Source organism: Paenibacillus sp. Marseille-Q7038 (genome assembly GCF_965111595.1).
The window spans coordinates 407,244-421,427 of record NZ_CBCOOM010000002.1 but is presented as its reverse complement, the minus strand read 5'-3'; the positions used below and the strand labels follow the sequence as shown (position 1 = coordinate 421,427).

The window sequence follows — 14,184 nt, the reverse complement described above, 5'->3', positions numbered from 1 at the left end:
TATGAAATCCTATATGATCGGCATTGATATTGGAACGACAAGTACAAAAGCAGTACTTTTTGAGAAAAATGGAATGGTCGTAGCAAAGGCGAGTGAAGAGTACCCTCTTCTCACGCCTGTTCCTGATTCGGCTGTTCAGAATCCAAATGAAATCATGTCTGCTGTAATCCATACGGTCAAAGCGGTGATGTCAGAAAGCGGGATCTTACCAGAGCAGGTTTTATTCGCCTCTTTTAGCTCTGCTATGCACAGTCTGATCGCTATGGATGCGAGCGGCCTTCCTCTGACACCATGTATTACATGGGCGGATAATCGCAGTAATGTTTGGGCACGGAAATTAAAAGAAGAACTGAACGGACATGAAATATATCGCAGAACAGGAACACCGATTCATCCCATGTCTCCTTTATCTAAGCTCCTTTGGCTAAAAAACGAACAAAAAAATATTTTTGATCAAGCAGCCAAATTCATATCCATTCGGGAATATGTCACTTTTAGACTGTTCAGTCAATATGTTGTAGACCATTCCATTGCTTCCGCTACCGGACTGTTTAATCTGGAACAGCTGAATTGGGACCAAGAAGCACTTGAAGTAGCAGGCATAACTCCAGAACAATTATCTCAGCTTGTCCCTACTACACATGTGCTTACAGGCCTAGATCCTTATTATGCAAAAGAGATGGGGTTAAACCCTTCTACCGCATTTGTTGTAGGAGCAAGTGATGGAGTACTTTCCAATCTAGGTGTAGGGGCAATCCACCCGGGAGAAGTTGCTGCTACGATTGGTACAAGCGGTGCGATCCGTACGGTTGTAGATAAGCCGGTCACCGATGTAAAAGGCCGCACCTTTTGCTATGCCTTAACGGAGAATCACTGGGTTGTTGGAGGACCTGTGAATAACGGGGGAATGATCTTCCGTTGGGTACGTGATGAGATGGCCGCGTCAGAAGTAGAAACAGCGAAAAGACTCGGAATCAGCTCCTATGATGTACTCACCCGTATTGCTGAGCGAGTAGCTCCAGGAGCAGATGGACTCCTTTTCCACCCTTTCTTGTCAGGTGAAAGAGCTCCCCTATGGAACCCAGATGCAAAAGGATCGTTCTTCGGTCTCACGCTGCAACATAAAAAAGAACACATGATCCGCGCTGTGTTAGAAGGCGTTATTTTTAATCTGTATACCGTTCTGCTTGCTATGAAAGAACAAATGGGACAACCAAGCCGAATTTTAGCCACTGGCGGATTCGCTCGTTCTCCGCTTTGGCGGCAAATGATGGCCGATATTTTTGATCAGGAAGTGGTTGTACCAGAAAGCTTCGAAAGCTCTTGTCTGGGCGCGGTGGTACTTGGACTATATGCAACAGGGCATGCAGATTCCCTTGAAGTCGTTTCGAGCATGGTTGGAACAACACATGCTCACTCTCCTAATCAAGATCAGGTCGACATTTATCAAGAGCTGCTCCCGATTTTTATCCGTATCTCTCGTAAGCTTACAGAAGAGTATGAAGATCTGGCCAAGTTTCAGCGAAAATACATCTCTACTACCAGCTAAGTTCTGCTTTATTTATAGAAAAATCGACGAGCCGGTCATTTTGACCGGCTCTCTTTTGTCTGTTTATAAATAAATCAGCTCGACGATTATTGTTGCTAATCAAGATCAACTTTTCCCCCATTTACAATATCATTTATGCCGTTTTTCAGTTATCCACAGAAAAAAGAAGCCACACGAGATTCTCAATCTACCCTCTTATCCAACATCAACTGATCATTTATAAGTATAACCTGTGAATAAATGATTTCAGATTTTTAGTGATCTTGTCGAAAACTAAACAATTTATAAACAATATGTAGTGTTGTGATTAAAAATTATACACAAGTTATTGAATTTGTGGATAAAATCCTGAGATACGTTGAAATATAAGACTTCTTTTGCTATGATTATATTGCTTTTGGATGTGAATAGATGTTTCAATCCATAATATTATCAACAGCCTGTGGATAAAGTTGTGAACAATTTTCCGTTGTTCCTTCTTTTTTTGTTTAGCGTCCTATGGACATTGGGGATAAATTCTACAATATAAATTTTTTTTCGACATTCCACTCATGGCACTGGGCCACATTTGGAAGATTAAAAGGAGTGACAGTCTGTGGACAGCCATACTTCCGAATTATGGCAGCAAATACTATCGATCATACAAACGAAGCTAAGCAAGCCTAGCTACGACACTTGGTTTAAAGCAACGAAGGCGACGAAACTGACTGACCGAACGATTGTTATTTCAGCGCCAACCACCTTTGCCGTAGAATGGCTGGAAAGCCGCTATACGAAACTTGTCGGTTCGACTGTATACGAACTGCTCGGAAAGCAAGTGGACGTAAAATTTGTTATAGAAGAAGACAAGACGGCTGAGCCGGATCCGCAGCAAGTATTCACTCCTCCTCCTGTAACTCATGAGGAAGCTGTGTCTCACATGCTTAATCCGAAGTACACTTTTGACACGTTTGTCATTGGCCCTGGCAATAGGTTTGCACATGCAGCCTCACTTGCTGTAGCAGAAGCACCGGCCAAAGCGTACAATCCTCTCTTCCTATACGGCGGAGTTGGACTCGGCAAGACACACCTCATGCATGCCATTGGGCACTACATTTTGGAGCACAACCCCAGTAGTAAGGTTGTTTACCTCTCCTCGGAGAAATTCACGAATGAATTCATTAATTCCATCCGGGATAACCGTGGTGAGAATTTTCGGAATAAATACCGTAACGTAGACATATTGCTGATCGATGACATTCAGTTTTTAGCTGGGAAAGAATCAACACAAGAAGAGTTTTTCCATACGTTCAACGCACTGCATGAAGAACGTAAGCAAATCATTATTTCAAGTGACCGGCCTCCAAAAGAGATCCCAACACTCGAAGAACGATTGCGTTCAAGATTTGAATGGGGACTTATTACGGATATTCAGCCTCCGGATTTGGAGACAAGAATCGCCATTTTACGCAAAAAGGCGAGAGCAGAGAACCTGGATATTCCAAACGAAGCAATGATGTATATTGCGAATCAAATTGATACAAATATTAGAGAACTTGAAGGAGCACTAATACGTGTGGTAGCCTACTCTTCTCTAACGAATCAAGATGTCACAACCCATTTAGCTGCAGAAGCTCTAAAGGACATCATTCCGTCAAGTCGGCCTAAAATTATTACGATTCAAGATATTCAGCAGAAAGTTGGAGAATACTACAACTTGAAGATGGAGGATTTTAAGGCGAGAAAACGGACAAAGGCGGTTGCTTATCCAAGGCAGATTGCCATGTACCTCTCAAGAGAACTGACAGATTATTCTTTACCGAAGATCGGGGAGGCATTTGGAGGAAGAGACCATACTACGGTCATCCATGCTCACGAGAAGATTTCTCAGCTCATTAAAACGGATCAAGAACTCTTTAAAGTTATCAACAGCATTATCGAAAAAGTAAAAAACCCAACTTGAACAAGTACAAAGCCTATGCACAATCTGTACACATGTGGATAGGCTTAATTTTATGTCGTTTAAGGCACTTATCCACATATTCAGTGCCCCTATTACTATTACTACTCTTTTTTTAAAGATTACTACACCAATAAACTAAGCTTTCAGCTCAACAAATTGAACTGCAAAAAAGCTTAGTTTCAATGTCTCTATTTTGTAAAAACGGATTAATTAATTTATGAGGGTATAAATTTTTTTATAACCAACTTTTTAAATTTGAATCATTTAATCACAATTTCCAGGACTTCAAACCTCTCTGCAAAAAGAGAATTCATTTTTCCAAGGAGTGTAACTATGAAAATCACCATAATGAAAAGTTATCTGAATGATGCCATTCAGCAAGTGTCTAAAGCGATCTCTAGCAGAACAACAATTCCGATCCTCAGCGGTATTAAGTTTGACGTTAACTATCAAGGCGTTACACTTACGGCAAGTGATACTGATATTTCAATTCAATCCTTTATCCCTCTTGAGGAAGATGGAAAAAACGTAGTTTCTGTCGAACAAGCAGGAAGTGTTGTTTTACCTGCTAAGTTTTTTGTCGAAATTATCAAGAAGCTGCCTTCTCAAGAAGTCAAAATGGAAGTGAAAGAGAACTTCAACACCTATATCTCTGCTGGAGCAACAGAAATTCAGCTGGTCGGCCTTGATCCAGAAGAATTCCCAGTACTGCCGAGCATTGAAGAGAACCAAACGGTCTCTATTCCTGGAGATTTGCTTAAAAATATGATTAAACAAACGGTATTTTCTATCTCGACTCACGAAACTACGCCTATTTTGACAGGGGTTCTTTGGAGTCTTGCTGATAATGAATTCAAATTTGTGGCAACAGATCGTCACCGTCTTGCTACACGCTCCGCTCACATCGAAGGAGCTGACGAGATTAAATTCCACAACGTGGTCATCTCGGGCAAAACGCTGAATGAACTTAGTAAAATCGTCCCTGATCAAAATACACTTGTTGATATTGTCGTAGCTGATAACCAAGTGTTGTTCAAAATTGACCGTGTATTATTCTATACTCGTATTCTGGATGGAACTTATCCTGATACTTCTAGAATTATTCCAACTACGTTTAAAACAGAACTGGTTTTGAATACAAAAAAATTAAGCGAATCGATTGACCGGGCTTATTTGCTGTCTCGTGAGGAAAAAACGAATATTGTCCGCATGCAGACACTTGAAAGCGGGGATATTGAGATTTCATCCAGTTCATCTGAACTAGGTAAGGTACGTGAGGAACTAGAGCTTAAAGAATTTAACGGGGAACCTCTGAAAATTTCTTTCAACTCCAAATATATGCTGGATGTTCTCAAGGTCGTTGAAAGTGAAGAACTGATGATTTCCTTTACAGGAGTTATGAGTCCGATTATTCTGAAACCTATAGACAACAGCAATAGTCTTTATGTTATTTTGCCTTACCGTACAACGAATTAAGGCAAAAGTTATGCACATGAGAGGAAGTTTATCGTGAAAAAAATAGTTATCCACAGTGAATATATTAAGCTCGACCAGTTTCTTAAATTGTCTGAATGTGTACCCACAGGCGGAATGGCAAAAGCACTTCTTCAAGATCAAGCGATCAAAGTGAATGGTGAAGTAGAAGAACGTCGCGGCCGCAAACTTTACGCTGGAGATCAGATTGAGGTTGAAGGGTCAGGCTCATTCGTAGTAGAAGCAAAGGCATAGGCAGCAGTAGGATGTGAACACCCGCTACTTCCTCAAAGGGGCGAGGGGCAAGGGAGGAAATAGAGCGTGTTTGTGACTGATATCGAACTAAAACAATTCCGTAACTATGAGTATTTGAAACTAGACTCTTTTGGTCCAGTCAATCTCATCATAGGACAAAACGCGCAGGGGAAGACAAATCTTGTTGAAGCCATTTATGCACTGGCTCTTACGAAAAGTCACCGTACATCGAAAGATAAGGAATTAATTCGCTTTGAGTCTGGCAGTGCAAACATCCGTGCACATGTGGATAAAAAATATGGCAAGATTCAGCTTGAACTTGCTCTTTCTCAACAAGGGAAGAAAGCGAAGATTAACGGACTAGAGCAGCGAAAGCTAAGTGATTTTGTTGGAAGTTTGAATGTGGTTATGTTTGCACCAGAAGATCTCGAGATTGTAAAAGGGACACCGGGGGTTCGCCGCCGGTTCCTTGACATGGAAATAGGTCAGGTTGCTCCCGGATACATTTATCATCTTCAGCAGTATCAGAAAATTCTTGTTCAGCGTAATAATTTGCTCAAGCAGTTATATGGCGCTGGTGAGTCACAGCAAGTAATGCTGACCGTATGGAATGATCAGCTTGCAGAACACGGTGTTAAAATCGTCAAAAAAAGGAAACAATTCATAAAGAAGCTGCAAAAGTGGGCGGAAACGATTCACGAGGGGATTACGGGGGGAAAGGAAAAGCTTGAACTTGCCTATGTCCCTTCCTTTGCAGACCCTATGGAAGAAGATGAAGCTGTCTTATTAGATCGGTTTATGATAAAATTATCACAAACGAAGGATCAGGAGATTCGGCGGGGGATGTCCCTTACCGGACCACACCGGGATGACTTATCCTTCTTCATCAACGGACGTGAGGTACAAACCTATGGCTCACAGGGACAGCAGCGAACAACTGCATTATCCCTGAAGCTTGCAGAGATTGAACTGATCCGGGAAGAAATAGGGGAGTATCCTGTTTTGCTTCTGGATGATGTGCTTTCTGAACTGGATCCGTATCGTCAGACCCAGCTCATCGAAACATTTCAGAGCAAGGTGCAGACCTTCATTACCGCAACAGGCATAGAGACACTCAACACCAGCAAACTGAAGGATGCATACATCTATCAAGTTGACGCTGGTCATGTGGAACGTTAAGGAGAGGATCGGACAATGTATATTCACCTGGGCGGTGACAAGATTATTCGCTCTTCTGAACTCGTAGCCATTTTTGATATCTCTATCGAGAAATCTTCGAAGATTTCCAAACAGTATGTTACGTACGCCAAACAGGAGAAGAACATCGAACAGATTGGTGAAGAGGAAGCCAAATCGATTGTTGTAACTAAAAGCACGGTTTACTATTCTCCAATATCCTCTGCTACACTCAAAAAAAGAGCGAACGTATTATCTGAAATATAAAAGCAATTATTCACGAGTATCGTCACCTTGCTAACGGTTAGTAAGGAGGCGGTACTTTTATATCGCAGTCAGGATTTTTTTATTTTATACACTCATATAGCATCACTTGGATACACTCTAATCTTGAGAAGTAGGTGAAAGGCATGTCTATGAATCAACCGGCATACGATGCAGATGAGATTCAGGTCCTTGAGGGACTTGAAGCTGTCAGAAAACGTCCAGGGATGTATATCGGCTCTACCAGCGCAAGAGGCTTGCATCACCTCGTGTGGGAAGTCGTGGACAATAGTATCGACGAAGCACTAGCGGGTTATTGCGATCAGATTGATGTTACTATTCATGAAGATAACAGCATTACCGTTGTTGATAATGGGCGGGGAATTCCCGTAAGCGAACAGGCCAAAATGAAAAAGTCAGCGCTTGAGGTTGTAATGACCGTACTTCATGCTGGCGGTAAATTTGGCGGCGGAGGATACAAAGTATCGGGCGGTCTTCACGGGGTAGGTATTTCTGTCGTGAACGCATTGTCGAGTAAAGTAGTGGTTACCGTAAAAAGAGATGGGCACGTCTACAGACAAGAATATCAACGAGGTGTTCCTCAGTATGACGTTAAGGTAATCGGAGATACAGAAGAAACAGGAACGACGACAACCTTCTATCCTGACAGTGAAATTTTTACTGAAACAACGGAATATGATTACAATACGCTGCTTACTCGGATTCGTGAACTTGCATTTCTTAACAAAGGAATCGGTCTTCGAATTACCGATGAACGTACAGGAGTTTCTAACTCTTTTCATTACGAGGGCGGAATCAAAGAATATGTTCAATACCTGAATAGTAAAAGAGAAGTACTCCATGAGCAGCCGATTTATGTAGAAGGACAGAGAGATAGTATCCAGGTGGAAGTTGCATTGCAGTACAATGACAGCTACGCCGAGAATATCTACTCTTTTGCCAATAACATTAATACACATGAAGGCGGTACTCATGAATCTGGTTTTAAGAGCGCCCTGACACGTGTAGTTAACGATTATGCTCGGAAGACAGGTATTATTAAGGACAACAACAGCAATCTTACGGGTGATGATGTACGTGAGGGACTCACAGCAATCATCTCGGTGAAGATTCCTGAACCTCAGTTTGAAGGACAGACCAAAACGAAACTTGGTAATAGTGAAGTTCGCGGTATAGTCGAATCCTTGTTTGCAGAAAAACTGCAGGAGTTCCTGATTGAGAATCCTTCCACTTCCCGCCGCATTCTAGATAAGGCGCTCCAAGCATCCCGAGCACGTGAAGCGGCCCGGAAAGCAAGAGAGATGACTCGCCGTAAAAGCGTACTAGAAGTAAGCTCTTTGCCAGGTAAACTGGCTGACTGCTCCTCCAAAGATGCTTCTATCAGCGAACTCTATATTGTAGAGGGTGACTCTGCAGGGGGATCAGCCAAACAAGGACGTGATCGTCACTTCCAGGCGATTTTGCCACTGCGTGGTAAGATTCTAAACGTAGAGAAAGCAAGACTTGATCGTATTTTGTCTAATGCAGAGATTCGCGCTATGATCACTGCTCTTGGAACAGGGATTGGCGACGATTTTGATATTGAAAAAGCACGTTATCACAAAGTCATTATTATGACAGATGCTGATGTGGATGGTGCACATATTCGTACGCTCTTGCTGACTTTCTTTTACCGCTATATGCGTAAAATTATCGAAGCAGGATACGTATATATCGCTCAGCCGCCACTTTTCAAAGTGGAGCGTAATAAAACGATTCGTTATGCAGGATCAGAAGCAGAACGCGATGCCATTATTCGTGAGTTCGGCGAAAATGCGAAAGTTAACGTGCAGCGTTATAAAGGTCTTGGTGAGATGAATGCAACACAGCTTTGGGAAACGACAATGGACCCAGAAAGCCGTTCGATGTTACAGGTTTCCATTGGCGATGCTATGTTAGCTGATACGATGTTTGACACCCTCATGGGGGATAATGTTGAACCGCGTCGTGAATTTATCCAAGAAAATGCGAGATACGTTAAAAACCTTGATGTATAGCATTAAATAAAAAGAGGCCAGTTTGGCCTCTTTTTTAATATCTATTGTGTTGTTTTTGATTTGGATGCAGGCTTAAGTCTGCCATAGGCAATGGCGTATTTTTTAATTTTACGATAAATGCTTTTGTCCGGCAGATAACCAAACACATATAGACCTGGAGAAGTATTCACTTCAAGAATCCATGGTTTAACTTGACCATCAAGTGCAATATCTAGTCCGATTTCTTTAATGCGAGGGTAGGTCTTTTCCATACATTTTGCTGTTCGTACCCCTAGCACAAAAAGTTCTTTTTTCAAATTAGCAGTCTGAACTTTGGTAAGATAGGGCTTCATTAGCTGCTCAAAAGATACGATGCGTCCCCCGCCATTGATGTTGGTTATAATTTTTCCTTTTGCTGCTACTTTACCTATTATTCCTGTAGCTTCCCAATTTCCGCTCAAATTACGCTGGATCATTACTCGTAAGTCAAAGGGGCGCTGCTGAAATTTCAGGAGAGAGATTCCTCTTTGAACAAGATAAGATTTTCCCTTGGTGCGTTTAAGTATTGCTTTATGCAGGTCAGCAATAGAGTAGTAGTGCTCTTTCTTTTTTACATAATGAAGTTTATACGATGACTTAGTCACATCTTCACTACTTGGCTCATCCGAGTTGTCTGTAGCTGTAAATGTAGATGACGAAGTATGTTCAATCCTCATAATTCCTTTTCCATGGGTACCCTGTTCTGGCTTAACATAAACTGTTCGGTAGATTTGGCACATTTGCTCTAATGCAGTAAGACTATATTTTCTAGTTTCAGGATTGAAGGGGGCAATGTATTTATCTTTCAGAAGGACCTTCATCTTTTTCCACTTACTTGAGACTTTCTGTATACTCACAAAAACACTCCTCTACTGTGAACACTTTATTCTTTTTCGCATTCACATAAAATTGATTTACACGTTAGAGAACTGAGGGAAATCCATAGGACAACGACTGAAAACAGTGGTATAATAGAGGAATATGACGATTCCTGTGGACTCAGGTGAAAACCTGTAGTAAATGGTGGCATCTGCATTAATACAATGTATTCCTAAGCTGTGAAATAGGAAGGGCACTTCCCTAGGAACGGCATGGATATATAGAAATAGAGCAGGTTTAATAATGCTCTTTTTGTAAAGGCTTATGTAATAGGATAGATGTCGATTTAGGAGTACTACAGTCGTGTTAGGCTATAGTTATATAAAGATTAAACGCAAGACAGCTTAACAATGTGGTTTTGATAGACTAGAAGGAGGTCCAGCATGGCGGATCAAAATAACTCGCAAATTAAAGACCGTGATATAGGCGTAGAGATGCGTGAGTCCTTTATGGACTATGCGATGAGTATCATCGTCAGCCGTGCTTTGCCTGACGTTAGGGACGGGCTAAAACCTGTTCACAGACGTATTTTGTTTGCAATGTCAGAGCTAGGCATGGCACCGGATAAACCTTATAAGAAATCTGCAAGAATCGTCGGTGAGGTTATCGGTAAGTACCATCCTCATGGTGACTCTGCTGTATATGAAACAATGGTACGGATGGCTCAAGACTTTTCACTGCGTTATATGCTCGTTGATGGACACGGTAACTTCGGTTCCATTGATGGAGATATGGCGGCAGCTATGCGTTACACGGAAGCACGTCTTTCCAAGATTGCTATGGAGATGCTCCGTGATATCAATAAAGATACCATTGATTTTCAGCCGAACTATGATGGCGAGGAACATGAACCTATCGTACTTCCGGCCAGATATCCGAACCTGCTTGTAAACGGGGTAGGTGGTATAGCCGTAGGTATGGCTACCAATATTCCTCCGCATAATTTGGGAGAGGTCATTGATGGGGTACAAGCAATGATCAAAAATCCAGAGATTACATCTCTGGAACTGATGGATTATATTCATGGACCTGACTTCCCGACCGCAGGATATATCCTAGGTAGATCGGGTATCAGACAGGCTTATCAGACAGGCCGTGGTTCTGTCACAATGCGGGCCAAAACAACAATTGAAGAAGTGAATAATAAAGCACGAATTATTGTGCATGAAATTCCCTATCAAGTGAATAAAGCACGACTTGTAGAAAAAATTGCAGAACTCGTTCGTGACAAAAGAATCGAAGGTATTACAGATCTTCGAGATGAATCAGATCGCAGCGGGATGCGGATTGTTATTGAACTTCGCCGTGATGTAAATCCGAATGTAGTACTGAACAATTTATACAAGCATACTTCCATGCAATCTAATTTCGGTATCAATATGCTGGCTATCGTAAATAACGAGCCGAAAATTCTGAATTTGCGCGAAGTGTTGTATCACTACTTGCAGCATCAGATTGTCGTTATTCGTCGCCGTACAGAGTTTGAACTGCGTAAAGCAGAGGCTCGTGCTCATATTCTCGAAGGTCTACGGATCGCTCTGGATCATATCGATGAGATTATTGCACTTATTCGTGCTTCGGCAACGACGGATGCAGCAAGAGAAAGCTTGATTAATCGTTTCGAGTTAAGCCATGATCAAGCGCAGGCAATTTTGGATATGCGTCTGCAACGACTCACTGGACTGGAACGCGAGAAGATTGAGAATGAATATAATGAGCTTCTAGCTAAGATCACGGAGTTTAAAGAGATTTTGGCGAATGAGCATCTTGTTCTTCAAATCATCAGTGATGAGCTGCAAGAGATTAAGGATCGATTTGCTGATGAGCGTCGTACCGAGATTACCGTTGGTGAGGAGAGCATTCTTGATGAGGACCTTATTCCTCGTGAAGATGTGATCGTTACAATCACCCATACAGGTTACATTAAACGATTGCCGGTATCGACTTATCGATCTCAGAGACGAGGAGGACGCGGCGTTGTTGGTATGGATACGAAGGATCAGGATTTTGTTGAGCATCTTTTCGTATCGAACACCCATAACTATCTGATGTTCTTTACGGACAAGGGGAAAGTATACCGACTCAAAGCTTACGAAATCCCTGAATTAGGACGTACAGCAAGAGGAACCCCAATTATTAACCTGATTCAGATCGAACAGGGAGAAACGGTGAATGCCGTTATTGAGGTTGAAGAGTTCGAGAGCGATAAATACCTATTCTTTGCTACGAAGCAAGGAGTAGTGAAAAAGACACCGCTTGAGGATTATATAAATATACGTAAGGGCGGCTTAATTGCTATTCATCTTCGTGAAGATGACTCGCTTATTGAGGTAAAACTTACAGATGGAAAACAAGAAATGATCTTGGGTACAGCACAAGGGATGTCTATTCATTTCTCTGAGAGCGATGTGCGCTCCATGGGCAGAAGTGCTACTGGCGTGAAGGGGATTACTCTTGATTCTGACGACATGGTTATCGGTATGGATATCATTGATCCAGATCAGGAAGTGCTTATTGTTACAGCTAATGGTTACGGTAAGCGTACACCAGTTGCTGACTATCGTATTCAGACCCGTGGTGGTAAAGGGATCAAGACGATCAATGTTACGGAGAAAAATGGTCCTGTTGTGAGCCTTAAAGTTGTAAAAACAGAAGAGGATCTCATGATTATTACAACCAGCGGTACATTGATTCGAATGAGTATGGAAGGTGTCTCTACAATGGGACGTTATACTCAAGGGGTTAAGCTCATTCATACTCGTGATAATGATTCTGTAGCGACCGTTTGTCGAACAGATAAATCTGAAGAGAATGATGAAGAAGATGGTGAATTCGACGATGAGGGTAACATTGCTGGAGCAGGTGAAATGTCTGATACAGATACGGATGCAGAAGAGACTGTAACGGATCAAACGGACTTAGACACGAGCAATGAATCTGAAGACGAATCCGAAGAAGAATAATGGATAAAGAGTCTCCTACTATAGGAGGCTCTTTTTTTATATAGAGAATGTAAGAAAGCGATAACCATATTTGTATTACCAATATACACACCAATATAAAAGGTATATAATGTAAAAATATTAAAATTTCAAAGTAATAAGAACGGAGCGTTAGTAAAATGGCGTTGATGTCTATCATTGAATTAAAACCAGGAGCTAAATTATTTAAAGATGTTCATACTCCTTTAGGGGGATTACTGCTTCCCAAAGGAAAAGTAATACTTCCACGTGATCTAGATATATTGCGTGCTTTTCTTATTCAGACGGTAGATATCGATAGTAATCAGACTATACAAAACAATTCTTCACCACCCCAAGATTATAAGAAACAAGAGCTGGAACAAAAAAAAGAAGAAGACGAGCAGTATGAACAAATTGTACGTTCTGCTGAACTTTCTTCATTTGATGAAGAGTACGATAGGATGATAATACTTATTAAGAAAGCCTTTAGTGAGGCAGGAACATTTGATATACCGATATTTGAGCTTCGTACCCAGTTAGAAATTTTGATTTTACATATTAAGAAATACCAAGTTCTTTATTTTGTACCTTCTTCTATTAAGAAAGAAGAATATATGTTTCACAATGGAGTACTCACCGCTTTAACATCTTACTTATTAGCCCAGTGGTGTAAGTTGCCATCAAAAGATTGGGTCCAAGTAGCTCTTGCGGGATTGCTGCACAACATAGGTAATAGCAAGATTGATCAATCATTAATAATCAGTCCTAATCTCTTATCTGATTTAGAGGAAGAAGAAGTACGTAAACATACAACATATGGATACAATATTCTCAAACAAGTAAAAGCAATTAATGATGGAGTAAAACTAACTGCATTACAGCATCATGAGAAAATAGACGGATCTGGCTATCCACTTAAACTGGTAGGTGAGCAAATTCATATTTATGCTAGGATCGTAGCTGTGGCTGATATTTTCCATGCTATGACTTTGAATAAGCCATATAAAGAGTCACAGTCACCTTATTTGGTATTAGAACAGATCTTACTCGAGTCATTTGGTAAGCTTGACCCCAAAATCGTACAGATCTTCATTCGAAGAGCTACACAGTTTCATCAAGGGACAATCGTACGATTAAGTGATGACAGATTAGGTGAAATCATTTTTACAGATCGAGATCATCCAACTCGTCCTATGGTTTTTGTAGAAGGGGCTATTGTTAATCTAGTAGCGCAAAGACAGCTATACATTAAAGAGTTAATACAAACATAAATCATATAGATAAACCCTGCTTTATGTTTAGTTGATAGCAGGGTTTTCTGAACTAATTTAGAAGTCTATTTAGAAGTCTATTTAGAAGTCTAATAGAAATGAAAGTTTTTAAAAAAAACACTTGCATAATATTTATCAGCATGGTATATTCTAATTCCGGCCAAGAAGTTAGCCAGTAAGCAACACACTGAATAACCTGCTTCGTAAAACGAAGTTGAAAAAACTTCGAAAAAAAGCTTGCAATTCTGAACCGGACATGATATGATATAAAAGTTGTTGACGACGAAAGTTGTTAACGAGATTGATCTTTGAAAACTGAACAACGAGGAGTTTTACG

The 14,184-nt window shown here is 41.0% G+C and carries 10 protein-coding genes; 9 read left to right on the top strand and 1 reads right to left on the bottom strand.

What is annotated here, in order from left to right:
• Window position 1: 1 nt before the first annotated feature.
• The 7 genes from gntK to gyrB all read left to right on the top strand — a co-directional run bounded on the left by gntK (window position 2) and on the right by gyrB (window position 8,716).
• Window positions 2–1,549 carry a gluconokinase gene (gene gntK / locus ACWPWY_RS19165; protein WP_454193226.1) on the top strand — a complete coding sequence of 516 codons (1,548 nt, stop codon included), beginning with the start codon at window positions 2–4 and terminating at the stop codon, window positions 1,547–1,549.
• Between the two features lie 595 nt (window positions 1,550–2,144).
• Entirely contained in the window at window positions 2,145–3,491 is a 1,347-nt protein-coding gene (dnaA, locus tag ACWPWY_RS19160) for a chromosomal replication initiator protein DnaA (protein ID WP_191802353.1), read from the top strand.
• A gap of 333 nt (window positions 3,492–3,824) precedes the next feature.
• On the top strand, window positions 3,825–4,967 hold the full coding sequence (gene dnaN, locus ACWPWY_RS19155; protein ID WP_454193225.1) for a DNA polymerase III subunit beta: 1,143 nt from the start codon (window positions 3,825–3,827) through the stop codon (window positions 4,965–4,967).
• Window positions 4,968–5,000: 33 nt separating this feature from the next.
• The gene (gene yaaA / locus ACWPWY_RS19150; protein ID WP_454193224.1) at window positions 5,001–5,219 is read left to right on the top strand and encodes a S4 domain-containing protein YaaA; all 219 of its coding nucleotides are present in this window, start codon (window positions 5,001–5,003) and stop codon (window positions 5,217–5,219) included.
• A gap of 66 nt (window positions 5,220–5,285) precedes the next feature.
• Window positions 5,286–6,398, top strand: a complete 1,113-nt coding sequence (gene recF, locus ACWPWY_RS19145; protein ID WP_213530995.1) for a DNA replication/repair protein RecF — start codon at window positions 5,286–5,288, stop codon at window positions 6,396–6,398.
• A gap of 15 nt (window positions 6,399–6,413) precedes the next feature.
• Window positions 6,414–6,662 (top strand): extracellular matrix regulator RemB, encoded by a 249-nt coding sequence (gene remB / locus ACWPWY_RS19140; protein ID WP_191802346.1) that lies wholly within the window; start codon window positions 6,414–6,416, stop codon window positions 6,660–6,662.
• Window positions 6,663–6,805: 143 nt separating this feature from the next.
• Window positions 6,806–8,716: a DNA topoisomerase (ATP-hydrolyzing) subunit B gene (gene gyrB, locus ACWPWY_RS19135; RefSeq protein WP_454193223.1), complete on the top strand. Its 1,911-nt coding sequence runs from the start codon at window positions 6,806–6,808 to the stop codon at window positions 8,714–8,716.
• Window positions 8,717–8,757: 41 nt separating this feature from the next.
• On the opposite strand, the gene ACWPWY_RS19130 is transcribed toward gyrB, so the two are convergent.
• A complete protein-coding gene (locus ACWPWY_RS19130; protein WP_454193222.1) occupies window positions 8,758–9,591 on the bottom strand; it encodes a YheC/YheD family protein in 834 nt (277 codons plus the stop codon).
• Window positions 9,592–9,996: 405 nt separating this feature from the next.
• On the opposite strand from ACWPWY_RS19130, the gene gyrA reads away from it, so the two are divergent.
• Both gyrA and ACWPWY_RS19120 read left to right on the top strand, forming a co-directional pair.
• Complete coding sequence (gyrA, locus tag ACWPWY_RS19125) at window positions 9,997–12,576, top strand: DNA gyrase subunit A (RefSeq protein WP_454193221.1); 2,580 nt, start codon at window positions 9,997–9,999, stop codon at window positions 12,574–12,576.
• A 158-nt stretch (window positions 12,577–12,734) separates the two neighbouring features.
• Window positions 12,735–13,847 (top strand): HD-GYP domain-containing protein, encoded by a 1,113-nt coding sequence (locus tag ACWPWY_RS19120; protein WP_454193220.1) that lies wholly within the window; start codon window positions 12,735–12,737, stop codon window positions 13,845–13,847.
• Window positions 13,848–14,184 lie beyond the last annotated feature (337 nt).

Excerpts from the sequence above, each read along its gene's own strand:
- gntK (WP_454193226.1), top strand. The coding sequence starts at position 2 with ATGAAATCCTATATGATCGGCATTGATATTGGAACGACAAGTACAAAA.
- dnaN (WP_454193225.1), top strand. The coding sequence starts at position 3,825 with ATGAAAATCACCATAATGAAAAGTTATCTGAATGATGCCATTCAGCAA.
- remB (WP_191802346.1), top strand. The coding sequence starts at position 6,414 with ATGTATATTCACCTGGGCGGTGACAAGATTATTCGCTCTTCTGAACTC.
- gyrB (WP_454193223.1), top strand. The coding sequence starts at position 6,806 with ATGTCTATGAATCAACCGGCATACGATGCAGATGAGATTCAGGTCCTT.
- gyrA (WP_454193221.1), top strand. The coding sequence starts at position 9,997 with ATGGCGGATCAAAATAACTCGCAAATTAAAGACCGTGATATAGGCGTA.
- ACWPWY_RS19120 (WP_454193220.1), top strand. The coding sequence starts at position 12,735 with ATGGCGTTGATGTCTATCATTGAATTAAAACCAGGAGCTAAATTATTT.